The organism is Fictibacillus sp. Mic-4, from assembly GCF_049843615.1.
In the GTDB taxonomy this organism is placed as follows: Bacteria; Bacillota; Bacilli; order Bacillales; family Fictibacillaceae; genus Fictibacillus_A; species Fictibacillus_A gelatini.
Window position 1 is genome coordinate 45,112 of sequence record NZ_JBBHZM010000016.1, and the last position, 24,880, is coordinate 69,991.

A 24,880-nucleotide genomic window follows, 5' to 3' on the forward strand; every position below is an offset into this window, starting at 1 on the left:
TCTACTAGGTTAAACTAGAAATGGAGGGAACAGTTGTGGCAATGAATGAGAACACATTACAAAAAGGGTTGAAAACGCGCCATATGTCGATGATTGCGATTGGCGGCGTCATTGGTGCCGGTCTATTTGTCGGAAGCGGCGCTGTCATTCATTCAACAGGACCCGGAGCTATTCTTTCTTACATTCTTGCTGGCGCGATGGTTGTCGTCGTCATGAGAATGCTTGGAGAAATGGCCGCCGCACACCCAGCGAGCGGATCCTTTGCCGAATATGCGCGTGAAGCGATTGGACCATGGGCAGGATTTACGATCGGCTGGCTATATTGGTTTTTCTGGGTTGTGGTTGTCGCCATTGAAGCAACAGCCGGAGCCGGCATCATTCAATACTGGCTGCCTGACGTACCGTTATGGTTTACCTGTTTAGTTTTAACCGTTTTGTTAACGCTTACAAACGTCTACTCTGTTAAGTCATTCGGCGAATTTGAGTACTGGTTTTCGATGATTAAGGTTGTCAGCATTATTGTTTTCTTGCTGATGGGGGCTGCGGTTATTTTTGGCCTTATTCCAGGGCACGGCGCAGGCTTTTCTAATTTGACCGCCCATGGAGGCTTTATGCCAAAGGGTCCCGGGTCCATCCTGTTAGGCGTTGTCGTCGTCATCTTTTCCTTTATGGGAACAGAAATCGTGACAATCGCCGCAGCCGAATCTGCCCAGCCGCAAAAAGCGATTTCCCAGGCCACAAACAGCGTGATCTGGCGTATCCTCATTTTTTATGTAGGCTCGATTGCCGTTGTCGTTACACTGTTGCCATGGGATTCAGCAAGCATTTTAAAAAGCCCGTACGTTGCCGTTTTAGAAAAAATCGGCGTCCCGGCAGCGGCTCAAATTATGAACTTTATCGTTCTGACAGCCGTTCTATCCTGTTTAAATTCGGGATTGTACACCTGTTCCCGCATGCTCTATGCGCTTGCGCAAAAAGGGGATGCTCCAAAAAGCTTTCTTACGTTAAATCGCAAAGGGGTTCCCGTCCGGACGATTTTAGCAAGCACGTTTTTCGGATATATTGCCGTCGTCATGAATTACGTATCACCCGATAAAGTTTTCCTATTTTTAGTGAATTCATCAGGCGCCGTCGCTCTTCTTGTCTATCTCGTTATCTGTTTTTCACAGCTGCGTATGAGATATCGGCTAGAGAAAGAAAATCCGGAGCAAATTAAAATCAAAATGTGGCTGTTTCCGTATTTAACATATGTCACCATCGCTGTCATTCTCGTCATTCTTGGATCAATGGCCTTTATCGAATCCATGCGTTCACAGCTTTACCTTACATTGCTCATCGCGGTCATTGTGATCGGTATCTATTTCTTGTTTAATCCTAAAAAAGCCAATGTCGGCCAAAAACAGCATCAGCAGACAAAGGCATAGGAAAAACGCAGAAGCGTTCTTCCTATGCCTTTAAATGCCCTGATATCGGTGACAGCTGTTTTGCCGTTTCAACAATGCCGGGAGAGCCGTTTTCTCGATACATTCAACATTATAGGAAGTGAGAGGAGCCACAACATTAACGGCCGCAACGGCATTTCCGTGATTGTCAAAGATCAGTGCGGCAATCGAATAAATCCCGCCTTCAAGCTCTTCGCTGCTAATGGAATAGCCTCTTTCGCGAATGTCATTCGACTTTAACTTTTCTGTTTTTCTATACGGTAACAATTCACTGTTGATCAAAGGACTAATTTCCTAATTAATAAATCCTACCATAGTATGTTGTGTATTTAATTACTTTATAACATAATCGTTGAAAGGGGATCGGCACTGTGGCGCTTGTATTCTCGCAACAGTGCCCCAGTTTTTCAAAATAGAGAAAGGAGTTTTTCATTATTGTATACGCTTTCATTTGAAGAAGCAACGGATAGAGAGAAACGAATCGGCGGAAAAGCAATGAACCTGGTGAAAATGAAAAAGCACGATTTGCCTGTTCCCGATGGTTTTATTGTCACGATAGAGTCTTTGTTCCATAGTTTGCGAGAAAGCGGCCTTTCTACGGACGACGCCCGGGACATGGAAGAGAAGATGAAGAGTTTGGTCCTTCCTGAAGCACTTGCAAACGAGCTTAAGGTGGTGTTTGAAAAATTAATGAAGATATACCCGGCTGTCGCCGTCCGGTCATCGGCAAGTAGTGAAGATCTCGAAGACGCTTCGTTTGCCGGCCAGTATGAAAGTTATTTAAATGTCACTTCGTTTGAAGATCTTCTGGATAAAATAAAAGACTGCTGGCGCTCGATGTTTGCCCCTCAAGTTCGCCACTATGCCAAAAACATGAACATGCCGGAAGCCGATTGGTCGATGGGGGTTGTCGTGCAAGGGCTTGTCCATTCTGATGTATCCGGCGTCGTTTTCAGCGCCAATCCGCTTACGGAGAGCACAAATGAAATGGTCATCAACGCAAGCTTCGGTTTAGGCGAAGCTGTAGTATCCGGCATCGTAACACCCGATTTGTTTATCGTTAATAAAGACAGTCTTGAAATTAAAAAAGAACTCGGATTAAAGGAAATAAAAATCATCCCGGACGGGGCTGGCACGAAAGAAATCGAGACGACTGAGGAAGAGCAAAGCCGATTCTGCCTTTCTGATGCTCAAGTCAAGCAAATCGCTGAAATGACAAAAAAAGTGGAGGACATTTACAACGCTCCCATTGATTTAGAATTTGGGCTTCAAGGGAACGAATTGTTTGTACTGCAAGTTCGCCCGATCACTACGCTTTTAAGGAGATGAATATAGATGATCACCGAAAAAATCACCGAATTTCAACAATCAATTTTGTTAAGCGATGAAGAAAAACGAAACGGCTTTTGGCTACAAGATGATAATCACCTCCCTAACGCAAAGTGCCCGTTATTTTTATCATTTATGATCCCTGCTTTTACTTACGGTTTTAATACCGCCCTGCAAAAGGCAAAACTCCCTTTAAAGCGGACCGTTCTCAAAAGTTGCCACGGCCATGCCTACCAAATGATGATCCCTTATGAGGGTGATTTCGAACAAAGAATAAAAGAACATCAAGAAGCGATGCGCCCCCTTTTTCCACGGATGAAGGAGCGGCTTTATGAAGCGGTGGAACAAAAGCTGATGCCGTTTTACAATCAGCTGGATGAAGACGCAAGCCGTGTTTTAACCCATGAAGAAGCCTTGAAGAAGCTGGATGAGCTTTTTTCATTTTATCAAAAAGCCTGGGAAATCCATTTCGATATCGTCATGCCACAATCCGCCATTGGGACCATGCTTGAAAAAATGTACGAAAAGCTGACGGGCGAAACAAATCCTGCGGCAGTTTACGAACTGCTTGTCGGGATCATGAATAAATCGTTGGAAACCGAACGAGAATTGTGGAAGCTTTCCGAACTTGCCAAAAAAGAGCCCGCAGTGTTACGGATTTTCGCGAACAGTTCGCCTGAAGAATTAGAAGATAATCTTTCAAAGACGGAAGAAGGAAGTGTTTTCTTAAAACATCTCGACCGTTTTTTATCAGAATATGGTTACCGCAAAAACGAACCGCATGAATTCCTTGGGCTAACGTGGATCGAAAATCGAAAGCGCCCGCTGGAAATTATTCAGTCGTATATCGAAAAAAATTACAATTTCCAAAAAGAATTCGACCGAATTTCTAAAGAAAGGCAAGAGAAATATGAAAGATTGCTTGAACGTTTGCCTCAGAGCGAATTAAAGGATAATTTTATAAAAACTTATGAAATGGCTTTAAAAGGCATTTGCATAAGGGACGACCACCATTTCTACATTGACGCCATGCTTACGGCCAAATCACGGCTTTTCTTATTAAATGTTGGGAAGCTGCTCGTTCAATCAAATGCGATCCAAAACAGCGAAGACATCTTTTTTCTATATTTGGATGAAGTGCAAACTCTTTTGAAAGCCCCTGATGACGCTGTAAAATTAATAGAGAAGCGAAAGGCCGAATATGAAGAGAACTTGAAGAAAAAAGTTCCTGTCACATATGGTACGCCTCCGGAAGGGTTTCACGAAAATCAACTGTTTGAACGAGTTTTGGGGAGAATCGAGGAAAAGGCGACGGCGACGCAAACATCGTTTAAAGGATTTGCCGCTTCTAAAGGAACGTATACCGGGACAGTTAAAGTCGTTCATCATCTCGACGAATTCCAAAAACTGAAAAAAGGGGATGTGCTCGTTTGTAAAACGACGACGCCTCCATGGACAGTGTTGTTCTCATCGGCTGGCGCAGTCATTACAGACGCTGGAGGCATTCTTTCCCACTCCGGAATCATCGCAAGAGAATATAAAATACCCGCAGTCGTTGGGACACGGGTCGCGACCGCCACTTTAAAAGATGGAGATGTTGTGGCAGTGGACGGAACAAACGGAGTGGTTACTATTGTCAAACAAAATTAAAGAACTTCTCTTAATTGCTTCCATTTTGACAGGAACGATACTAGCGCCCATCAATTCAACCATGATTTCCGTAGCCTTATCGTCCATTTCATCCTATTTCCACGAAAGCCTTGCGAACATTTCATGGGTCGTTACCATTTATTTAATCGTAATGGCCGTCACCCAGCCAATCGCAGGGAAACTTGGAGATCTATTCGGCAACCGTAATATTTACATGTGGGGGCTCTCGTTATTTTTCATCTCTTCCATTGCCTGCGCTTTTTCTATCAATTTGTCGTGGCTGATCGTTTTCCGTTCGCTTCAGGCCGTCGGAGGCGCGCTAATCACGCCGAATGCGACGGCCATTATGCGGCACGCCTTATCAAAAGAAAGGCTTCCGAAAGCGTTTGGTCTTTTCGGAATGGGAATGGGCCTTGGTGCGGCGGTCGGTCCTTTGCTCGGGGCCAGTTTGATCGGCGAATGGGGATGGAAGTCGATTTTTTGGGTGAATGTCCCATTTTTATTTTTCGCCCTTCTTACTTCGATCGTTATTCTGCCGAAAATACAAAAACAGACGGCTGTTTCATTGGACATCGCGGGCTCAATATATTTGGCGGTTAGCTTTTCGGCCTTAATTTTATTGACTCACCGCCATAGCCTCATGGTCTATACCTTGATCGCGCTTCTATTTGCCCTATTTTCTGCATTGTTTGTTAAAAGGGAAATTCAAGCACAAGTGCCGCTCATTGACTTCTCGCTATTTAAAAATCATACGTTTCTAGGGGCGAATCTGTCCATTCTCGTCAGCAATTTCATCATGTACACAACCCTGTTGATGATGCCACTCTTGCTGGAGGATGAATTCAACTATTCCCATCAGACGATTGGGTGGGTGATGGCCGCTTTTTCCGTCTCCATGTCTTTATCCGGCTGGCTCGGCGGGCAGTTGACCGCACGGATAGGCAATCGGAAAATGATCGCTGTTTCCTTTTGCATTGCGGTCGGATCAGCGGCGCTTTATTTCGGGTTAAAGCCGGTTCATTCCCTGGCTTACATTATCATTGCGCTCTCCGTTGGCGGAATTGCGGGCGGTATTGGTTCAACGGCCATGCAAACCGCTTCTCTAGAATCCGTCAGCAAGGAAATGTCAGGTACCGCTTCCGGGATTTATTCCACATTCCGTTATTTTGGCAGCATGATCTCCTCCACTCTGGTCAGCATGTTGGCCGGCTCCAGCTCATTATTTGCGGTTCTGCTTGTTGCCGCTATTCTTGGCCTTATCATTTCACGACTGCTGTCCAACCCGGACATTTCCTTCCGAAGAGGCCAAACAACGGCGAAAAGCGGCTGATGGAAGCATTGGCATAGTAAACTTGCATGGTAATATGGAAGCTTCACCGTTCTAAAGATAACCATACAAAAAAGAGAGAACCTTCAACCATAGAAAGGTTCTCTCTATAAGAATGCGGAATTATTTCCTTAGTGTGTTGTAATAGTTTACAACTTCCTTCGTGATTTCACAGTCTTCGCTTAAGCCGCTCGCTTCCCCTAGCACATGGGGCACGCCATTCTCTTTAATCATTTCTTGCATTTTCACCGCTTCTTCATCTTCTTTGTAATCGAAATGCAGGGCGGATGCGATCGCTTTTGCAAGATGGGTATATGAAAGGCCTTCATTCTTTGCTTCCATCGCCGGGCGTACGAGGCGGTCATTGGGTCCAAGTTTCCGGAGAGGCGAACGACCCACTCTTGTTACTGCATCATTTAAATAAGGATTTTTAAAACGATGAATAATCTTTTCAATATAATTTTGGTGATCGTTCGGGTCCAGATTATACCGCTTAATTAAGTAAGCTCCCGTTTCTTCCAGTGTGGCTCTCACCTGCCCTGCAATTTCCCTATCTGCCAGTGTTTCGTCAATGGTCGTTTTCCCCTTAAGGTATCCGAGATAGGCGATTACAGCATGTCCTGTATTGACGGTGAAAAGCTTTCTTTCAATAAACGGAGCAAGATCTGAAACGGTTTTCATACCTTCAACAGGCGGAATGCTTTCCATTGTCTCGACTACCCACTCAAAGTAAGGCTCGACAAGGACGTCAAGTGATCCATGCTGGCTTTGCATAGGCACAATCCGATCCACAGCCGAATTGAAAAAATAGACGCTCCCTTCCAATCTCTCTTTTATTTTTTCGTCCAAATGATCATAAATATGTTTTTTTAATAAATCGGTCGCCGAAATCTGGTTTTCGCAAGCAATGACATATAGTTTTTCATTCGATTGCTTGACCCGTTCAGTGATCCCTTTTGCGATTAATGGCGCAATGCGGGGCAAAATGTTCGGCCCTATTGCCGTTGTTAAATATGTCGCAGTCTTCATGGCTTCTATGACTTCATTTTCCTGGGTCATATTATTCAAACCTGATACATTGTTAATCATGTAAGACTCTTTCTTATCTGTAGCGAGAATCACCTTATATTGCTTATCCTCATTGAGTTTTTTAATGATCGGATCAGCGATGTCAACAAAGGTTACATGATAGCCCGACTGCGAAAAGAGCGCGCCGATGAATCCTCTTCCTATATTTCCCGCACCAAAATGTATAGCCTGTTTCATTTCTTTCATTCCTTCATTAAATTAGTATGGAGATAATTTAAAAAAACCTCTTCCAGACGAGAGCGAATCATCTTTTCATCCGAGGATGAAAAAATCATAATCGCCTCATTGTCCTCAATCAAACTTGTGCTTATCAAACTAACAATTTCCTGCTGTTTTAAGCTTAATTCTTTAGGGGCCAGCATTAATAGCAAATTTTTCATGGGCATTTCATTTCCATCCATTCCCCTAATCACACAAGCCTGGCTTATATGGCAAATTTGAAAAATAAGCTCCTTGACCTTTTCGTGCCTGCAATGAAAGATACCCATTCCAGTATACGGAATACCAAGACCGCCCTTTTTTTCACGATCTTCCAGACATCTGATCACATCATTCGCATCGGATAGAAGATTTTCGCGTTCAGCCTGATAGACCATATCTTTAATAACCTGTACATGGTTTGTTGATAATGGCATCCGATAAAATCTAAAATTATGGAGAACTGACTCGATGCTTCGCTCGACATCTTTCAGCTCAGCAAGAACTTCCTGGATCGGCTTCCGTATTTTTCTCTGTACCTTTTTTTCTTTACGTCCTTTATTAATGACGTACTTATCTTTCGTCAAACCGCTAATGTTTCGCTTTAAAAAATTTCGGATAGCCGCAATGTCTTCTTCGCTTAAGAGCGGCGTGACCAAAATATAATCGGCGTTTAGGAATGGGAGGCGAACCGTCGACAGAATGATGTCGTATTGATCGAAAGTCTCTTGTTGCTGAAGTTCTTTCATTGATTTGATTTCCACCGAGTCAATTTCCAGAATCTCTTTTTTCAACCTGCTCGCCAACATTTTAGATGTTCCGATTCCAGTAGGGCAGACAATCAAAGCTTTAATCGATGTTTCCTCTTCTTGCATGAGCAATGCCGAACCGAAATGAAGAACGATGAAGGCGATTTCATCATCAGGAATATCGCCCATCTCTTTTAATTCTTTTTCCGCACTGTTTTTCACCGCCATAAATAAAACTGGATATTTTCGCTTAATTTCTTCAGTTAACGGATTATAGAGCCTTATTTTTTGCTTTGCCCGATAAAGAGAAGGCTCCATATGGGCAAGCAGTCCCTGGTACAATGAAAAATCATTCGTCAAATCTACATGAATCTGTGCGGAAACATGCTGAATCAAGTTTTTAACCATCTGTCTAAGATCGACTCTGTCATAGGGCACACTATCCGCCGCTTGAAGCTTTGATCCTTTAAGGAGTACTGCCAAATAGGTCAAGTCGCTGTTAGAGAGAGCGATAGAAAATTTATTTTCAAGTCGCTTGCTCATTTTTTTAATGAGGGAGAATTCGTCCGTAATTTCATATTGATCATCTTCGGCATCATCCTCCATCAGGAAATGGTCTTCGGTCCGCTGCAGGGCAATGCATACATTGATGACCAATCCGATATAGTCGCTGTCAGCCAGTCTTGATAAACCATTGTTAATGGTCGAATTAACAGTTCTGTCGACTTCCAAAAGGTATTCCGGACGAAAATAATGCAAAATTCTTTCGTCCGGATAATTTCCTTTTTCCATTAAAACGATGCTCTCAAATAATTCTTCATTAAAATGAACTAAAATGAAGGTGGCCAGCGCTTTTCGTTTGTCCCTTTCCGTTCCGTCAATCTGAACACCGACACCTCTTTTTTTCTTAAGCCGGACATGGAAATTCATCAACCACTCACTCAACTCCTCCAAATCGGCTGTCAGGGTCGAGATGCTTACATCGAGTTCGTTGGCCAGAACCTGGATTTTATGCGTCCCCTCTTCTTTTAGCAAAGATAATAAGAGAAGAAGCTTTCTTTCCTTAGGTGTCCGGTCGATAGGCTGAATACCGGCTAAGTGCTGCATGAGGCGGAAGATTTGTTCATTCTTCCCCTCAATACTCAGACCTTCATTTGTATTTCGATTCAATTGGAGACCGAACTTTTTCAGAATTTTTTCAATCGATTTTAAGTCGCGATGGACGGTCCGGACACTTACATTTAAATAACCAGAAATGGACGATGCCGTATGCTTCCCGGATGTTTTAATAATTAATTCGATAATTGTTTTTTCCCTTGAGGTAATGTACATGCCACCCACTCTTTTCAGGTTAATGAACCAATAATGGAAAGCGCAGTTTGACGCAACGATAGATTAAGATGAAACAGCTTCTTTTTGATTTAGGACATTCATTAATTCTCTTGCTGTTTTAGCTTCAACCATTTTCTCGATATTTTCCATATCCGAGCATGTAACGGCAATTCCCGACAATATCTCAAGATGCGTACCGTCTTTGCCTGCAATTCCAAAAATCAAACGGACGTTTTGACCGTCAAAGTCGACTCCATCGGGAACTTGAATGACGGTGAAACCCGATTTAATGACTTGCTTTTTCGCCTCTTCGGTTCCGTGAGGGATGGCTACATCATTCCCCATATAAGTAGAAGTTATTTGATCCCTTTCAATCATCGCCTCAATATAGCTTTCCTGTACGTATCCTCCATTGACGAGAACTTGTCCGGCAAATCTTATCGCTTCTTCTTTATTGGCAAACCGCATGTTAAGGAACACATTTTCTTCTTTTAAAAGATCATTGTCGTTTTCATGGTTGGGAGAATCGCCTGGTTTGGTCTCTTCGACCATTTCCCCCGTATCTTTTTCTAGAAGTCGGTTAATTAATTCATCATACTTTGGACTGGATAAGAAATTATCAACAGACAAATGATACGCATTCGGAACTTTATTTCGGGCTCTCGGCGTCAGCTCTTCCTGTGTGACGACAATTTGGGCATCCTCAGTAAGATTGCTAATCGCGCTGTTGGTGACGGTAATGGAAAGTCCTGCTTCCTTCACTTTTTTGCGGAGAAGAGAAGCTCCCATCGCACTTGAGCCCATTCCGGCATCACATGCAAATACGATTTTTTCAACATGTTCAGGGAATTTTCCGGAGCTGCCAGTGAACACACCCTCAACCGCACTTTTCTTCCCTTTCATTTCTTGCATTTTTTTAGCCGCATCCTCAATGGTTACATCTTCTCTTTTATCCATTTTTAACACCAATGATGAAAGCAAGAAGGACACAACAGCCGCCACGAGCACACCAGCAAAATTCGCGATATAGCTGCTTGCGTGATGAGGAGTGACCGCTGTAATGGCAAGAATGCTCCCCGGCGATGCCGGCGCAAATAATCCGCCTCCTAACAGGACGAATGTAAAGACTCCGCTTATTCCAGAAATAATCACAGCGAAAAATAACAGAGGGCGCATTAAAATGTAAGGGAAATAAATTTCATGAATACCGCCGAAAAATTGAATGATTGCAGCTCCCGGGGCGGATTTCTTTGCAGTGCCTTTCCCGAAAATACAATACGCAAGCAAGACGCCGATACCAGGTCCAGGATTTGCCTCAAGCAAAAAGAGGACGGATTTTCCGGTCTGCTTTACTTGTTCGACTCCAATTGGAGACAATACCCCATGGTTAATGGCATTATTTAAGAATAAGACTTTTGCTGGTTCGATAAGGATGCTTGTGAGCGGCAATAAGCCTGTTCCCACCAGCCAATCTACACCATGAACAAGCCACCCTGTAAATACATCAACAGCAGGGCCGATCGCTAAAAATGACAGGATCGCCAATAGACCTCCAATGATTCCTGCTGAAAAGTTATTGACAAGCATTTCGAATCCTGCCTTCACTTTCCCTTCAATTAACTGGTCAAATTTTTTAATGGCATAGCCGCCCATCGGCCCCATGATCATCGAACCGAGGAACATCGGAATATCAGAGCCTACAATGACCCCCATTGTAGCGATGGCGCCGACAACCGCTCCCCGCTGGTCATGCACTAGCTTGCCGCCAGTATATCCTATTAGAAGTGGCAGCAAATAACTGACCATTGGCCCGACCATTTTGGCAAGGCTTTCATTTGGAAAGAATCCGGTGGGTATAAACAAAGCAGTGATCAATCCCCACGCGATAAAAGCTGAAATGTTCGGCATAACCATCGAGCTTAGAAAGTTGCCGAATTTTTGCACAGCCACTTTTATATTCAATTGAGCCATTTGTACTCTCCCCTTTACTTCAAGTTCCCTTTAATCGTAATGCATGCCTTTTTTGCATTCAACATCGAAGAAAACTAACTTTGTCGCAACATGATAGACAAAGTTATACTTTCTAAAAGCGTACATTTTTAATCATTTGTCTTATATCCTTCCCATTTCTTTCTTTTTCGACTCTTCAGTCAAATTAATAGAATTCCCTGATATAAACGATTATGATCAAACTATGCAATTGATATGTAAAGGAGAGATGGCGAATGAAAACTACCGATTTGTGTGATGAATTTTATCCTGATGTAAGCATTGCGGCTCCCCTTTTTAAAAGTTTTGGCAAGAAAAAGTCGTTCTCCGGCCAGATTGCTACAGTGCAGGTCGATGACGATAACGTGCTTATCCGCAAATTGCTTGAAACGCTCCCACCTAAAACGGTGTTGGTTATTGATGGAAAGGCATCCGCCAATTGTGCCTTGCTTGGCGACAATCTTGCGGGAATTGCGGCAAGAAGAGGATTAGCTGGAATGATTGTCAATGGTTATGTCAGGGATACAGCAGACCTTGCGATGATCGATATAGGGATTTTGGCATTAGGAAGCTTCCCGTTAAAAAGCAAAAAGGAAGGAAAAGGAACAGAAAATATACTTCTCGAGTTCGCCAATGTAAAATGGCATCCGGGGCATTACGTTTACGTGGACGAAGACGGGATTGTGCTTTCTCCATCAGCTCTTGAAATTTAATTTAAGACAAACGGCCTGAATTCAGTTGAATAGAATTCAGGCCGTCAGCTTATAACACCATTTCCGTTTGACGCGCGAGGTGAATCTCCATTGCGATTTCGTCACAGTGTTTAATCTTAGGGCAGTTGATGCAGTCTTTCCATACTTTTTCCGGCAACATTTCTTTTGCGACAATTTGGAATCCGCACTTTTCGAAAAATTCAATCTGATAAGTGAGCGAAATTAATTTTCCGACCCCAAGCCGGGAAGCTTCGCTTATTATGCGCTCCACCAACTTGCGCCCGATTCCCATTCCAAAATAGTCCTGATTCACCACCAAAGACCGCACCTCTGCAATCGTTGGCCCGAGAATATGCAATGCTGCGACCCCTACTATTTTCCGGTCAACTTTTGCGACATATAAGCATTGCAAATCATAATAAAGTGAGGATAACGAACGAGGCAAAACGACCTGTTGTTTGGCGTACGTGTCAATCAAACCATAGATTTCCTTTACGTCATTTATCACTGCATTGCAAATTTCCATAACCGATCTCCTTATCCGTTGTTTACATATAATAAATATACATAATTATGAATATATATGCAATACATATAGAGCTCCTATGTGGTAATGACGTTTTTAACTCGTATCGGAACACAAATCAATTAATTCAGGATAGTTATCAATCAGTTCGGGCACTTTATCAATCATTTTGCAGTCGATATCAATTTATTTTTCGATTATCGATCAATTCAGTATAGATATCAATCAATTCAAAGCACTTTTCAATCATTTTGCAGTCGATATCAATTTATTTTTCGCTTTTTTTTTTAAGGGATAAACAAAGTAGCCTGAATTATTCCAGACTACTTTGTTGAAACTCATTAAAAATTAATCACTCATTTACAGTTATTTTTCTAACCTCTTCTTTCTTCACTTCTTCTTCCGTCAACTTCTTGTTTTTAATGAAAAAAGAAATGATGACGCCTAATAATGATAGAATTGAAATGACGATAAAGGCCCGATTTGCCCCATACATATCTGGATGGGAGATTTCTGGATGCCGGCTTGCGGTCTCTGCAGTCGTTGTCATCACAGTGACAAGAATCGCCGTCCCGACCGATGCCGCGATCATTTTCATCGTATTATCCATCGCCGCGCCGTGAGGAATCAGCCGTTTCGGAAGCCGGTTTAATCCAGCTGTAGCCACTGGCATCATGACCATTGACAGCCCGAACATCCGTATCCCGTACATTATCGTTATAAAAGCAAAGGAAGTCGATGGACCTAGATTCGAAAAGGCAAAAGAAGCTGCAGTGATAATCGTCAATCCAGTGAGGGCCAGCCATCTTGCTCCGATTTTATCAAAAATCCTTCCCGTAATAGGTGACATAAAACCGGTAATGAGCGCACCCGGCAATAGGGCAAGGCCTGCTTCAAACGCTGAAAATCCCCTCATATTTTGCATGAACAAAGGAATGATCGTCTCCGCTCCAATCAATCCCATAAAAGTGATCATGCCAGTGAAAACGGTAAGCGGGAAAATGGAATTTTTAAAAACCCTGAATTCAAGCATTGGATGATCCAGGCGCAGCTGCCTTGTGACGAAAAACAAAAGCGCAAATATCCCGATGCCAAGTGAAATAAGCGTGCTGGAAGCCTGCCAGCCATTATTGCCTGCGCATGTAAATCCAAAAAGCAATCCGCCAAACCCTGCAGAAGATAATAGGATCGACAGGACATCCACTTTTGGTTTCGTTACCTCTGTCACATTTTTCATTTTAAAAAAGGCGACGAGGATATCGATAAGCGCAATCGGCAAAATAATGAAAAAGAGGAGACGCCAGGAATAATTTGATGTCACCCATCCTGACAAAGCCGGGCCGATTGCCGGCGCAAAAGACATGACGAGCCCAACCAGACCCATCGCCGCACCGCGCCTATTAACAGGAAAAATCATTAAGAAGACGGTTTGCATAAGCGGAAGCATGACGCCAGCCCCGCTTGATTGAATCACCCTTCCGAGTAATATCATTTCAAAATTGGGAGCTAAGCCTGCGACCAATGTTCCAAAGGCGAATATGCTCATTGCGGATATAAAAAGCTGCCTGGTTGAAAAGCGTTCCAATAAAAAGGCGCTTACAGGAATCATAATCCCATTCACAAGCATAAAGACGGTTGTTAGCCATTGCGCGCTGTTCGCTGTGACATCCATTTCTTTCATAATCGGCGGTATCGCTGTGATCATGAGCGTTTGATTTAATATGGATATGAAAGCTCCTGCAAGCAAAAGCGCAACAATGGTAGACTTTTTGTAGCCTTGTATCATTTACTCCCTCCCCCTATTTTATCGCACACATGCTTTTTACAGAGTACACGATTTTACAGGAATTATCTAATCATCTGCCTGAGAATTTTTGTAATCCCGCCCGCCTAAATGATTGATATTTATCCAATCTAGAGGGGCCGAGAGTTCAGTTATTAAAAAAAGACCCTGCAATTCATGCAGGATCTTTTGATGGTTGGTCCGACGGGATTGGCACCCGTAAAATGCACAGCTCTTAACTGGCTGCTCTACATTTGAGCTACAGACCCATTTATTATTTTTTCCATTGCGGTTTCTCTTATGCATCAAAAAATGATTCGCTAGTCATCAAGATCCCTGTTAAGAAACGAAGGATTCTTCTCTTCTTTAATACCTAACTTGTTTTTGATTTCAGCCAATTCCCTTAAGATGACTTGTGTATTGAACCATGCTGCGATCGAAGCAATAACTATGACAATTGGAACAATGGAAAGGATTACTTTAATGATAAGCAACGGATTCACCCTTTGAATATGTATTTATTGTTAATCATACCAAAAAAAGAGTCAACATGCGTTGACTCTTTTTATTTAAAAAGTATGTGCCAAATCTTTTGCCCGGGCAATGCCGCTTTCTTTAATTTCCTGGGCTTTTTCCGGCATGGCGTTATGACCTTCAATGAATATGCCTTCAAAAGACGGTACGCCGAAAAATTGCATGATCGTGCTTAAATAACGGTGTCCCATTTCCATCTCAGCCGTTGGTCCTACTGAGTAGATCCCGCCACGGGCCTGAATATGGAGCGCTTTTTTATCAGTTAAAAGGCCGACCGAACCCTGTGCAGTATATTTAAAGGTTTTTCCCGCAACACAAACCGCATCAATATATGCTTTCATAATTGGCGGAAACGAGAAATTCCACATGGGCGTGACAAATACATACTTATCCGCGGAGATAAATTGATCGCATAACTCTGAAAGCCGGCCCACTTTTGCTTTTTCATCAGCCGAAAGCTCTGTTCCGGATTTCAGTTTTCCCCATCCATTGAAAACGTCAAGATCAATAGATGGAATATTTTCGTTATATAAGTCAATATGCACGATTTCATCATTTGGGTTGACTTCTTTATACGTATCGATAAACGCTTTCCCCGCCGCCATGCTGAAAGATGCTTCTTCATTTAGCGGATGGGCGGTAATGTACAAAAGTTTTGCCATTCGAATCCTTTCCTTTCTTTTATAGAATTTTTTACATTTTAGTTTGTCCATAAACGAAATGACAGATGACATGAAAAAAATAGCACGATTTTTAAAAATAAAAAGCCGCCCGGCATATGCATAAGATGGCATATAAAGCGGGAGGCTTTAAAGAAGTCATTTTTATTTTATAAAATTCATGATCCCGTCAACTGCCATAAACATCGTTACGGCTAACGCGACAAACCACATCAATTTCATTTTACGCGGGAAACTTTTAAACGCATCTTTTATAACAAATTCCTTCGAATAAATGAGGGAACCTACTCCAATCAATCCAAGCAATGCAGAAATTCCTCTTAGCATCATCGCCATATCTGGAACGCTTACAGCTAGAGCAAGCGAAGAAATCATTAAGTAGCAGAGCAATAAAAGTGTAATGACTTTAAAAACCTGTTTTTGCTTTTCAATCATGGTTTCCATCTCCATTCCGTGTCTACTCTCTGTTGTTCAACTTTTTCAACGTGATTTTTTTCTTTGTGATTATTTTCACTTGAAGTTTACCATAGAAAACTAGACCTTTTTCGGAACAAAGATGGCAATCTGATGAACCTTTCAAGATTTACAAAAAAGTAAAAAGGACGCATCTTTTTAAAAGATAACGCCCCATAAAAACATCTGCCCTTATCAGTCCTCTTCCTGGGCTTTTAAAGGCATGCCGAAAATTTTCTCCGCTAATTTTCGGCCGGTTGGTGTAGCCGCCAACCCGCCTTCTGCCGTCTCCCTTAAGGCTGATGGCATGTTTTGCCCGATTTTAAACATCGCGTCAATAACTTCATCACATGGTATCCGGCTTTTTATTCCGGCAAGCGCCATATCTGCCGCAACAATGGCATTGCTTGCGCCCATCGCGTTCCGCTTCACACATGGCACCTCCACTAAACCGGCAACAGGATCACAGACAAGGCCCAGCATATTTTTCAAAGCGATCGCCATCGCTTCCGCGCATTGGGATGGAGTTCCGCCCGCAAGCTCTACAACTGCAGCCGCAGCCATTCCCGTCGCTGATCCAACTTCCGCCTGACAGCCGCCTGCAGCGCCTGATATGGATGCATTATTGGCCACGACAAAACCGAATGCTCCAGAAGTGAAAAGAAAAGCAAGCATTTGTTCTCTCGTCGGGTTTAATTTTTCCCTTAATGCGAAAAGCACGCCTGGCACCACGCCTGCAGAACCGGCGGTCGGGGTCGCGCAAATCGTTCCCATTGCCGCGTTTACTTCATTTGTCGCCATCGCCTTGCTGACGGCGTCCATCATCAGTTCGCCAGAAAGGCTTTTGCCACTTTTCATATACGCCTGAAGAAGTTTCGCATCCCCGCCAGTCAACCCGGAATGAGACTTTACGTCTTCTGTGATCCCTCGTTCAACGGCATCTTCCATCACCTTCAAATTTTTGTCCATTTGCGCTAAGATTTCTTCCCGCGATCGGCCGGTGACCTCCATTTCTTGTTCAATCATGATGTCTGATATTTTGCAGCCTTTTGATTCGGCCAGCTTTACTAATTCCGCTACATTTCTAAACATGTATAAACCTCCGTTCTTTTATTCATGGATTTTTACAACTTGTTGTACGATCGGAAGCCCTTCTAATTCATCCAATATAGACTGGTCAATATTTTGGTCCACTTCAATGACCATTAATGCTTCCTCGCCTTTTTCTTTCCGAGACACTTCCATATGGCCGATGTTGATTTGATATTTCGCAAGGATGTTAGCCACTCCCGCAATCGCGCCATAACGGTCATTGTGAACGACTAAAAGAGCGGGATGGTTGCCGGAGAGCTTTAGCTCAAACCCATTAAGTTCCGTAATTTCAATTTTGCCGCCTCCAATAGAAATCCCGACAAGCTCTAGCTGGCCTTGATCATCGCCAAGAACGATTTTTGCCGTATTCGGATGGTCGGTCACCGCATCTTCTTCCGTCATTTTAATGGCAATTCCCTCTTCTTTTGCAATCGTAAGCGCATTCACAATTCTTGTATCGAATGTGTCAAAGTCGAGGATTCCGCCAACGATTGCGACATCCGTGCCGTGCCCGCGATACGTTTTCGCAAACGATCCATAAAAAGAAATGTTGGCATATTTCGGTTTTCTTCCAAATAAATGCCGGGCCACTCTTCCGATTCTCGCTGCTCCTGCTGTATGTGAACTTGATGGCCCAATCATCACGGGACCGATAATATCAAAAACACTTTTATATTTCATACTTTCCCCTCCAATTTTATTTCTATTTTTTGCGCATTATTTATTAGCAGACAAAGGAATGACCTGGTCGTCTTTGTAAGTATTGAGTACGATGGTCGTCCGGGTTTTAAAAACACCCGGCAGTTTCCTTAATTCCTGGCTAATGATCCGATCTAAATCTTTCGTCCCCTGACATCGAACTTTCAGCAAATAATCTTCTTCTCCCGCAACATGATGGCACTCTTGCACTTCAGGCAACTCGGACACCCGGGCCAAAAATAATTCACGATGCTCAACTTTGTCTATGGATAAAAAGATAAAAGCGGTCATTTCATAACCTACCGATTCCGGATCGACAATAGCCGTATAACCTTTAATTACGCCTTTCTCTTCAAGCCGGCGCACCCGATCAGCGATAGCTGGCGCGGACATTCCAAGATTCCCCGCCAGGTCCGCCCAGGTAGCTCGACCATTGGACATCAAAAGTTCTATAATCTTTATATCCAATGAATCCACACTTAATCACCTTCATTTCGTAATCAATTTCATTATAATCCCTTTGTTATAAATGTCAAATAAGGCAATCGCCTATCTTTTCAATTATTAAGAGTGACTTTCCCCTTTATCTTTTGCTGCCAATTTTCGGATCGTGACGTATAAAAAAGCTGCCCCGGCAATTGGTTATCCGGGACAGCCCTCGTTTGCCCTATTAAAAAAAGACCCCAAAGCAATTGATTAAAACGGTACTAAGAAACGTTAAACCATCATAATTTGCTGGTCCATTTTCGTGTGAAAAATGCTGTTTAAAATAATACATGGCATTGCCACATTGACAATAATCGCAATGAGAAGCTCACGCCGCTCTGCCGTGAACGGAACTTTCCTCGCCAGTAAGCATCCAATCGCAATCATGATGGCCATCATGGCAATGGAAAAAATGACAACCGAAATCTCCAACTTCATCCCTCTTTTTCATTTATCTAGAATAACAAGTAAATGAAACATTCGTTTTCGGTGGAATGTAGCTTACTTTCGGATCGGCTCATGCCACATGCCGACGTTTTTGCCCGTCTTTTCGCAACGATAAATAGTGAGGTGTGATGATTCCAATTAAAATAAGGACGATGCCTGCCCATTGCAAGGCGGAAACCGCTTCATTCAAGAACGTAATGGAAGCAACAATGGCGGTCGGCAGTTCAAATGCCCCTAAAATAGTGCCAATCCCCGTATCGATTTTTGGCATGCCAATCGAGAAACAAACAATGGGAATGATGACGCCGAATAAACCAAGAAATAACCCATATTTCCAGAGGCCTGCTTGCAATACGCCATTCGTTAAAAATGTTGGCGGAAAGACGATGCAAATGATAACGCTCGCGCCTGTCGTCATGAAAAAGCTTTTTGTATACGTCGGCACATTTGTAGCCACACGGCCACTTGCAAAGATATAAAAAGCGAACGATACAGCAGCTAAAAGCCCGAACAACATTCCGCTTATCGAAAAGTTTTTCGCCAGCCCTTCCAATAGGCCGCCCGCAAGCAAAGTTCCAATAAATAAAATAATAATCGACAGTATTTTGTCATGACCTGGAAAAGCTTTGTTCGCAATCGCCTCAATTAGCACCCCGATCCATGTGAATTGAAATAAAAAGACAACTGCAATTGATGCAGAAAGTTTTTCAACAGCGAACCCGTAACATATGCCCGTCATGCTCATTGTCGTCCCTACCGCCAAAAGCGTAAATAACTGCTTTTTCGATACTTGATGCCGGGAAAAGAAAAGGACGATGAACAGTAAGCCAAACCAGCCGAAAAGATATTGCCCACCTATTAGCTCCTGAATTGAAAATCCATCCACAAACCCGAGTTTAATGACGGTTGATAAAAGTCCATAACTAAACCCTCCTAAAAGCACCAATAACGAATACTTTAATTTCCCCATAATATCCCTCACTTCTTTCTTAAATCCATGCCAACTTTATTAAGCCTATTTTTGACGTCTCGACTGAATATTGTCTTTTAGAACCCTTCTATTGGACACTTTCACGCTCCTTGACCTGAATTTTGTCCTTTATATAAAAAACGCCTGCTGTCCGCGAATGGACAACAGGCGACGAAACAGAGCCAAGCCCTGCAAAATTCACCTCTCACAAATCAGTGAGTTTGAGTAATCGATTTTCACTACGATTTTAACAAAATGCATTTAAAAAAAGCAACAGATTTTTAGCGAAAAATCAAGAACAAAACAAGAACGCGCGGACATCATAAATTTCAAAACGATAAGCATATTTTTTTGCGAATTTCCACTTCTGTATTAAAATACAATCTAAAATGAATTCTCCATTCAAAGTTTTTCCGCATAGCTTGAACCCGTCTTTTTCTCACCAAACATTATGATATAGAAAGAAGTGGAACTTTTGAAAAAACAGCAAATTTATTTTGTTTTGTTTTGCATTATGATTGCATGGGGATTTAATGTCATTATGACGAAATTGTTAGTTGCCGAGTTCGCACCGGTTACAATGACATCCTTTCGCATTTTGACGGCCGCGGCCAGTGTATTTATCGTTCTTTTCTTGCTGAAAAAGGTGCGCTGGCTTACTAAAAAAGAATTTCTCTATGTTTTCATATCTGCGTTATTTAATGTAGTCGGCCATCATTATTTTTTATCGATCGGGCTTTCTAAAACTTCCGCTTCCAATGGCGGGCTCATTTTAGGAATGGGACCTCTTTTAACGACCATTTTAGCCATCCTCTTTTTAGGCAGCATTGTAACGGTAACAAGGGCGCTTGGAATCGTATTGGGACTTACCGGGGTCGCTTTTATCGTCCTGGAAGGAAACGGCTCTATTCACGGAGTCTCGATTGGTGATCTGTATGTGTTTTTTGCGATTTTATCCCAGGCCGCAAGCTTCATCCTGATTAAAAAAATTTCAAAGACGTTGGATCCCCGCTTAATGACAGGCTATATGCTGCTCATTGGATCGGTTATCCTATTTGCCATCAGTGCATTCCTTGAACCGAACGGACTCCAAACGATGACAAAAGGCTCTCCTTCGATTTGGGCAGTGTTCTTTACGTCCGCTATTGTTGCAACCGCACTTGGCCACATGCTTTACAACTATGCGATAGGGAAAGTTGGAGCGGCGGAGGCGTCTATTTTCATTAACTTAAATCCGTTCTTTGCTCTAATAGGCGCTGTTCTTTTTTTAGGCGAAAAAATCAAGATGGCCCAGATTGTCGGCTTCCTATTCATCTTATTTGGCGTCATTCTCGGTTCCGGCGCTTTTGAAGAATTAAAAAGGCATTCAAAACGCAAACATCAGATTGGCGCATAAAAACGGGCAGGGCATTTATCTTCTGCTCGTTTCGTCAATTTGCCACGATTATCGGTGTTAAGTTTGACGCTATTTGTCTAGCGCGGTTATTTATTCGTCTAACCGGGCCACTTATCCGTCCAAAGCAGGCATTTATTCGCCTAACCGAGCTAAACATTATAAGCTTAGATCCATTTTCTTTTCCACATTTTTCAAATGAATGATGGATTGCACTTTTGCGAGTTCTGGCTCTTCCGCTTCGATGGCTAAATAAATGTTTTCGTGTTCTTTATAGACAATTTCTCTTTTTCTTGCCAGCCCGACATTTTGTTTCAAGGTAATTTCCAACACTTTATGATAAAGAGAAGACAGATTTTCAAACATGTGAATCATTACCGAATTATGCGTGGCCTGCATGATCGTCCGATGAAATTCAAAATCGGCTTCCCGGCCTGTCTTTTCCTTTAAAATAAAATCTTCTTCCATCCACTTCAATACTTCTTTCATTTTTTCCAATTCGTCGGGCGTTCTTCTCAATGCGGCAAGGTAAGCCGCTTCGGGCTCTAATATTTTCCGCATTTCAAATAAGTTTCGGATACTCTCTTCATCCGCTTTTTGAATGTGAAAATGCTGGCTAATTGAAGTCGGGATCCTTTCTTCCACATAACTTCCGCCTCCCTGCTGAGACGAAATTAGGCCCATCGCCCGCAAAACGCTTAAAGCTTCCCGAATCGGCATCCGGCTAACACTGAATAAGTCCGCCAGCTCCTTTTCCGTTGGGAGTTTCGAACCCGGCGGGAATTCCCCTCTCTCAATCATCGCAAGCAATTCACGTGAAATTTTTTGTGAGACTTTCTCTTTTTTCACAAGATTCTATCCTTCCCTATTACATCGATTTCGAATAATTGTGCACCCCCGGCGGCTCTGGAACTTGAACGCTAATTTCCCGGCCAATCGATATGGAAGCAGTTGCTGCTGGTGAAGGCGCATTTAAAATATGAACGGAACGTCCGCTTGCATCAATTAAAAAGTCATCCACCATGCTGCCATTTCGCATAATCGCCTGGGCCCTCACCCCGGCATGTGTTGGCACGATGTCGTGTTCCGTTAATTCAGGAATGAGCCGCCTCAAACTGCGCAGAAAAGCCTGTTTGCTGAACGACCGGATCATTTCATGAATCCCTTCCTTTATATTCGGCATTGCCATCTTCCAAAAACCGGAGTATGTCATTACTTCCAAAAAGTCTTTTATATTAAAATCTGTTTTCGTATACCCTTCCCTCTTAAAGCTCAGCACCGCGTTCGGACCGGCATGGACTTCACCGTTAATCATGCGGGTGAAGTGAACGCCGAGAAACGGAAAATTTGGATTCGGCACCGGATAAATAAGATGGTTGACAAGATGGCGCTTTTCCGGAACCAGCTCATAATATTCTCCTCTAAACGGCACAATTTTCGCCTTCGTTTGCAAGCCGCTCATTTTAGCGACCCGGTCACTATGCAATCCGGCACAGTTAATTAAGTAGTAAGATTGAAAGGTCCCACGGTCCGTTTCAACCGTGATTCTGTCTTTTCTTTCGCTAATCTTTTCAACTTTCGTGGCAAGAATGATATCCCCGCCTTTTTCTTGAATCAGGCGAGCAAACGTATGGGAAACCCCTTTATAGTCGACAATTCCTGTGCTCGGAACATGAATCGCCCCAAGACCATTTACGTGCGGCTCAATCTCTTTAAGTTCCTCAACTCCAATTTTCCTTACATTTAATCCGTTTTGCAAGCCGCGGCGATAAAGGTTATCCATAAGCGGAAGCTCTTCTTTGCTTGTGGCGACGATCACCTTGCCGCACACCTCATAGGCGACTCCATATTTTCTGCAAAAGGAGACCATCGCTTCATTTCCTTCCCGGGCAAACTTTGCCTTATAGCTGCCCGGCTTATAATAAATACCGGAGTGAATGACTCCGCTGTTGTGCCCCGTTTGATGAAAGCTGAGGGTCCGCTCTTTCTCGATCACCGCGATTTTCGCATGAGGATACTTCTCGCTAAGCGCATAACCGGTTGAAAGCCCTACGATCCCCCCGCCGACAATGATATAATCGTACATTCCTCTACTCCTCTCCAACATGTAATACAAATTATGAATCACCAAAAAAACACAGACAAAACAAATGCGTTTTTGCATGCTAATTTTAAGAATATTTTTTAATTCATCTTCATCTTACTCTCTTCCTTTTAAAAAAACAAGGGGATTTGTATTACAAGTTTCACAAAAGCGTACTCGGTGTAAAGAGCGCCTTACAATCTAAAAAGGCCAGAACAATTCTGACCTCATTACATGATGGAGCGCTCCCCTTTTCAATTCCTTCAGCTTCTTAACACTTGCTCTTTTAAATTTTTCAAAAACACATTGAGCGCTTCACCGGGATCGTCAATTTCTGAGACGATCGGGGTGATGCCGCGCTCCTCAAGAATTCGTTCCCTGACCATATTGGATTTCGTCAAAAAAATATATGATTTTGGCCGCATGTTTTCACAGTTAGATAACTTCCATTGCTGCTGCAGCTTAAAAAGCATGAATCGAATGTTAATATCGGTAAGGCTGTAGCCGATGAACAGAATCGATTTTCCTAGCGCATCCGACCGCAGCTTGATGTCTAAAGGCGTTTCAAAGTCTAACCGGTGAAAGAAACTCGACTCCGTCAAAACAATTGAAGCATCGTCATCAAGATCGCCATGAAATTTCACGATTTGCGGCTCATTGTTTCTTGCTTTTACGATGTCAGCTACATTGGTGATTTTAATATACTTCTTTTTGTAGTAATCGAACGCACATTCTAACCATCGATCATAATTCGTTGTGTAAATTAAAGGAATGTCCAAATCGATAATATGCTTATAAATTTCCGACTGGCCGATGTCAACGTCTTTCGTATCCCATAATTGATCCATCCAGCTTCTAAGCGATCGCAATGAGCCTTTTTCCAGGTAATAATATTCGGCAAGCTCGAGATAATTTCCATTTCCTAATTGGTTGAATTCTGTCGGTTCGTATCCCAGATCCTTTACCATTTTATCAATCAATTCCGAATGCGACGGCAGCCCGATATTCCTTGGCACACCCGCCCCGACAAAAAGAATGACATTTTTGTTTTTAATGGATACGGCTAATTCATCGAGCATTCTGTTACCCCTTTTTCGTTTTATTACTGATCCATCCACCTGATTTATCTTCTTTAATCTATATTCATTTCTTTTACATATTCATTCTTCCTGTTCAGAAACTTAAAAATTTACTTGCATGTTTTTGGAGAATATTTTATAATTAACATACGAACAAACGTTCCTAAAAAGTGTTAGAAATTTATTTTTTACAGGATGGTGATGTACATGACTGCCCATCCAGATTTTGATCGGCTTTGGAAAGATGTCATTTCAACGTTATTTGAGGAACTCCTTTTTGTTTTTCGCCCCGCATTTTTATGAACAAGTCGACTTCAGACAGAAACCACAATTTTTAGAACAAGAACTTCACAAATTATTTCCGAAATCAAAAAACAAAAAGAGAAATTCAGACAAACTTGTAAAGCTTCATTTGAAAGATGGACAAGAACAATGGGTACTAGTGCATGTAGAGATTCAGGGAAAAAATGAACAAGAGTTTTCAAATCGCATGTTCCAGTATTTTTATCGACTTGATAAATACAACCGTAAAATTTATGCTTTAGCTATCTGTTTTTATTGATCATATTTTGCAACTTCCGGAAGAAGATAATGAAGTACTTTTTCAGGAATACAGTTCATATTTTGAGGAGGGAAATGAAATGGGCCTATCATTAGGTGACACATCTTTTGCTAAATTTTACAAAAGAGAAGGAATTAAAGAAGGCAAAGAAAAAGGTAAGCAGGAAGTTGCCGTTAATTTGCTGGAGCTTGGCGTTGATCTTGAAACGATCATTAAGGCGACCGGCTTAACTTCTACAGAAATCGAGAAACTTAAAAAGAAATAGGCTTTAAGAA

The 24,880-nt window shown here is 42.5% G+C and carries 24 protein-coding genes and 1 tRNA gene; 7 read left to right on the plus strand and 18 right to left on the minus strand.

Features of this window, described 5'->3' with window-relative positions; translation table 11 throughout:
• The first annotated feature begins 20 nt into the window (after positions 1-20).
• Positions 21-1,424 (plus strand): GABA permease, encoded by a 1,404-nt coding sequence (gene gabP, locus WD019_RS11945; RefSeq protein WP_425711635.1) that lies wholly within the window; start codon positions 21-23, stop codon positions 1,422-1,424.
• A gap of 30 nt (positions 1,425-1,454) precedes the next feature.
• Here the strand turns inward: gabP and WD019_RS11950 are convergent, their stop codons facing one another.
• Positions 1,455-1,724, minus strand: coding sequence for an IclR family transcriptional regulator domain-containing protein (locus tag WD019_RS11950; RefSeq protein ID WP_425711636.1), 270 nt, complete (start codon positions 1,722-1,724; stop codon positions 1,455-1,457).
• A gap of 153 nt (positions 1,725-1,877) precedes the next feature.
• Between WD019_RS11950 and WD019_RS11955 the strand changes: the two genes are divergently transcribed.
• The 3 genes from WD019_RS11955 to WD019_RS11965 are packed head-to-tail and all read left to right on the plus strand — an operon-like array spanning position 1,878 to position 5,751.
• On the plus strand, positions 1,878-2,771 hold the full coding sequence (locus WD019_RS11955; protein ID WP_425711637.1) for a PEP/pyruvate-binding domain-containing protein: 894 nt from the start codon (positions 1,878-1,880) through the stop codon (positions 2,769-2,771).
• A 6-nt stretch (positions 2,772-2,777) separates the two neighbouring features.
• Positions 2,778-4,421: a PEP-utilizing enzyme gene (locus WD019_RS11960; RefSeq protein WP_425711638.1), complete on the plus strand. Its 1,644-nt coding sequence runs from the start codon at positions 2,778-2,780 to the stop codon at positions 4,419-4,421.
• Positions 4,405-5,751 carry an MFS transporter gene (locus WD019_RS11965; RefSeq protein WP_425711639.1) on the plus strand — a complete coding sequence of 449 codons (1,347 nt, stop codon included), beginning with the start codon at positions 4,405-4,407 and terminating at the stop codon, positions 5,749-5,751. Before WD019_RS11960 ends, WD019_RS11965 begins: the two co-directional genes overlap by 17 nt.
• A 120-nt stretch (positions 5,752-5,871) precedes the next feature.
• Here WD019_RS11965 and WD019_RS11970 read toward each other — a convergent pair whose 3' ends face one another.
• The 3 genes from WD019_RS11970 to WD019_RS11980 form a co-directional block, all read right to left on the minus strand.
• On the minus strand, positions 5,872-7,014 hold the full coding sequence (locus tag WD019_RS11970) for a mannitol-1-phosphate 5-dehydrogenase (protein WP_425711640.1): 1,143 nt from the start codon (positions 7,012-7,014) through the stop codon (positions 5,872-5,874).
• Between the two features lie 5 nt (positions 7,015-7,019).
• Entirely contained in the window at positions 7,020-9,116 is a 2,097-nt protein-coding gene (locus tag WD019_RS11975; RefSeq protein ID WP_425711641.1) for a BglG family transcription antiterminator, read from the minus strand.
• Between the two features lie 63 nt (positions 9,117-9,179).
• Positions 9,180-11,087 carry a PTS mannitol transporter subunit IICBA gene (locus WD019_RS11980; RefSeq protein ID WP_425711642.1) on the minus strand — a complete coding sequence of 636 codons (1,908 nt, stop codon included), beginning with the start codon at positions 11,085-11,087 and terminating at the stop codon, positions 9,180-9,182.
• A 254-nt stretch (positions 11,088-11,341) separates the two neighbouring features.
• On the opposite strand from WD019_RS11980, the gene rraA reads away from it, so the two are divergent.
• Positions 11,342-11,818, plus strand: a complete 477-nt coding sequence (gene rraA, locus WD019_RS11985) for a ribonuclease E activity regulator RraA (RefSeq protein WP_425711643.1) — start codon at positions 11,342-11,344, stop codon at positions 11,816-11,818.
• 49 nt (positions 11,819-11,867) lie between these two features.
• Here the strand turns inward: rraA and WD019_RS11990 are convergent, their stop codons facing one another.
• The 11 genes from WD019_RS11990 to WD019_RS12040 form a co-directional block, all read right to left on the minus strand.
• A complete protein-coding gene (locus tag WD019_RS11990) occupies positions 11,868-12,344 on the minus strand; it encodes an N-acetyltransferase (protein ID WP_425711644.1) in 477 nt (158 codons plus the stop codon).
• A 352-nt stretch (positions 12,345-12,696) separates the two neighbouring features.
• Positions 12,697-14,130 carry a DHA2 family efflux MFS transporter permease subunit gene (locus WD019_RS11995; RefSeq protein ID WP_425711645.1) on the minus strand — a complete coding sequence of 478 codons (1,434 nt, stop codon included), beginning with the start codon at positions 14,128-14,130 and terminating at the stop codon, positions 12,697-12,699.
• Positions 14,131-14,320: 190 nt separating this feature from the next.
• A tRNA-Leu gene (locus WD019_RS12000) sits at positions 14,321-14,397 on the minus strand.
• 50 nt (positions 14,398-14,447) lie between these two features.
• On the minus strand, positions 14,448-14,621 hold the full coding sequence (locus WD019_RS12005; protein ID WP_425711646.1) for a hypothetical protein: 174 nt from the start codon (positions 14,619-14,621) through the stop codon (positions 14,448-14,450).
• Between the two features lie 75 nt (positions 14,622-14,696).
• Positions 14,697-15,323 (minus strand): FMN-dependent NADH-azoreductase, encoded by a 627-nt coding sequence (locus tag WD019_RS12010; RefSeq protein WP_425711647.1) that lies wholly within the window; start codon positions 15,321-15,323, stop codon positions 14,697-14,699.
• Positions 15,324-15,485: 162 nt separating this feature from the next.
• The gene (locus WD019_RS12015) at positions 15,486-15,776 is read right to left on the minus strand and encodes a hypothetical protein (protein WP_026677929.1); all 291 of its coding nucleotides are present in this window, start codon (positions 15,774-15,776) and stop codon (positions 15,486-15,488) included.
• Positions 15,777-15,989: 213 nt separating this feature from the next.
• The gene (sdaAA, locus tag WD019_RS12020; protein ID WP_425711648.1) at positions 15,990-16,886 is read right to left on the minus strand and encodes an L-serine ammonia-lyase, iron-sulfur-dependent, subunit alpha; all 897 of its coding nucleotides are present in this window, start codon (positions 16,884-16,886) and stop codon (positions 15,990-15,992) included.
• Between the two features lie 18 nt (positions 16,887-16,904).
• Positions 16,905-17,567 carry an L-serine ammonia-lyase, iron-sulfur-dependent subunit beta gene (sdaAB, locus tag WD019_RS12025; protein WP_026677927.1) on the minus strand — a complete coding sequence of 221 codons (663 nt, stop codon included), beginning with the start codon at positions 17,565-17,567 and terminating at the stop codon, positions 16,905-16,907.
• A 36-nt stretch (positions 17,568-17,603) separates the two neighbouring features.
• The gene (locus WD019_RS12030) at positions 17,604-18,062 is read right to left on the minus strand and encodes an Lrp/AsnC family transcriptional regulator (RefSeq protein WP_425711649.1); all 459 of its coding nucleotides are present in this window, start codon (positions 18,060-18,062) and stop codon (positions 17,604-17,606) included.
• Between the two features lie 240 nt (positions 18,063-18,302).
• A complete protein-coding gene (locus tag WD019_RS12035; RefSeq protein WP_425711650.1) occupies positions 18,303-18,503 on the minus strand; it encodes a hypothetical protein in 201 nt (66 codons plus the stop codon).
• A gap of 85 nt (positions 18,504-18,588) precedes the next feature.
• On the minus strand, positions 18,589-19,488 hold the full coding sequence (locus WD019_RS12040) for an EamA family transporter (protein ID WP_425711651.1): 900 nt from the start codon (positions 19,486-19,488) through the stop codon (positions 18,589-18,591).
• 475 nt (positions 19,489-19,963) lie between these two features.
• Here WD019_RS12040 and WD019_RS12045 point away from each other — a divergent pair, with 475 nt between their 5' ends.
• Positions 19,964-20,884 carry a DMT family transporter gene (locus WD019_RS12045; protein WP_425711652.1) on the plus strand — a complete coding sequence of 307 codons (921 nt, stop codon included), beginning with the start codon at positions 19,964-19,966 and terminating at the stop codon, positions 20,882-20,884.
• A 156-nt stretch (positions 20,885-21,040) separates the two neighbouring features.
• On the opposite strand, the gene WD019_RS12050 is transcribed toward WD019_RS12045, so the two are convergent.
• The 3 genes from WD019_RS12050 to WD019_RS12060 all read right to left on the minus strand — a co-directional run bounded on the left by WD019_RS12050 (position 21,041) and on the right by WD019_RS12060 (position 24,043).
• Positions 21,041-21,730 (minus strand): FadR/GntR family transcriptional regulator, encoded by a 690-nt coding sequence (locus WD019_RS12050; protein ID WP_425711653.1) that lies wholly within the window; start codon positions 21,728-21,730, stop codon positions 21,041-21,043.
• 19 nt (positions 21,731-21,749) lie between these two features.
• Positions 21,750-22,967, minus strand: coding sequence for an L-2-hydroxyglutarate oxidase (lhgO, locus tag WD019_RS12055; RefSeq protein WP_425711654.1), 1,218 nt, complete (start codon positions 22,965-22,967; stop codon positions 21,750-21,752).
• A 260-nt stretch (positions 22,968-23,227) separates the two neighbouring features.
• Positions 23,228-24,043 (minus strand): SIR2 family protein, encoded by an 816-nt coding sequence (locus WD019_RS12060; protein WP_026677920.1) that lies wholly within the window; start codon positions 24,041-24,043, stop codon positions 23,228-23,230.
• 641 nt (positions 24,044-24,684) lie between these two features.
• On the opposite strand from WD019_RS12060, the gene WD019_RS12065 reads away from it, so the two are divergent.
• Positions 24,685-24,870, plus strand: a complete 186-nt coding sequence (locus tag WD019_RS12065) for a hypothetical protein (RefSeq protein WP_425711655.1) — start codon at positions 24,685-24,687, stop codon at positions 24,868-24,870.
• The last annotated feature ends 10 nt before the right edge of the window (positions 24,871-24,880 follow it).

Coding starts and splice junctions, on each gene's coding strand:
- gabP (WP_425711635.1), top strand. CDS start 21: ATGGAGGGAACAGTTGTGGCAATGAATGAGAACACATTACAAAAAGGG.
- WD019_RS11960 (WP_425711638.1), top strand. CDS start 2,778: ATGATCACCGAAAAAATCACCGAATTTCAACAATCAATTTTGTTAAGC.
- WD019_RS11970 (WP_425711640.1), bottom strand. CDS start 7,014: ATGAAACAGGCTATACATTTTGGTGCGGGAAATATAGGAAGAGGATTC.
- WD019_RS11975 (WP_425711641.1), bottom strand. CDS start 9,116: ATGTACATTACCTCAAGGGAAAAAACAATTATCGAATTAATTATTAAA.
- WD019_RS11980 (WP_425711642.1), bottom strand. CDS start 11,087: ATGGCTCAATTGAATATAAAAGTGGCTGTGCAAAAATTCGGCAACTTT.
- rraA (WP_425711643.1), top strand. CDS start 11,342: ATGAAAACTACCGATTTGTGTGATGAATTTTATCCTGATGTAAGCATT.
- WD019_RS11990 (WP_425711644.1), bottom strand. CDS start 12,344: ATGGAAATTTGCAATGCAGTGATAAATGACGTAAAGGAAATCTATGGT.
- WD019_RS11995 (WP_425711645.1), bottom strand. CDS start 14,130: ATGATACAAGGCTACAAAAAGTCTACCATTGTTGCGCTTTTGCTTGCA.
- WD019_RS12010 (WP_425711647.1), bottom strand. CDS start 15,323: ATGGCAAAACTTTTGTACATTACCGCCCATCCGCTAAATGAAGAAGCA.
- WD019_RS12015 (WP_026677929.1), bottom strand. CDS start 15,776: ATGATTGAAAAGCAAAAACAGGTTTTTAAAGTCATTACACTTTTATTG.
- sdaAA (WP_425711648.1), bottom strand. CDS start 16,886: ATGTTTAGAAATGTAGCGGAATTAGTAAAGCTGGCCGAATCAAAAGGC.
- sdaAB (WP_026677927.1), bottom strand. CDS start 17,567: ATGAAATATAAAAGTGTTTTTGATATTATCGGTCCCGTGATGATTGGG.
- WD019_RS12040 (WP_425711651.1), bottom strand. CDS start 19,488: ATGGGGAAATTAAAGTATTCGTTATTGGTGCTTTTAGGAGGGTTTAGT.
- lhgO (WP_425711654.1), bottom strand. CDS start 22,967: ATGTACGATTATATCATTGTCGGCGGGGGGATCGTAGGGCTTTCAACC.
- WD019_RS12060 (WP_026677920.1), bottom strand. CDS start 24,043: ATGCTCGATGAATTAGCCGTATCCATTAAAAACAAAAATGTCATTCTT.
- WD019_RS12065 (WP_425711655.1), top strand. CDS start 24,685: ATGGGCCTATCATTAGGTGACACATCTTTTGCTAAATTTTACAAAAGA.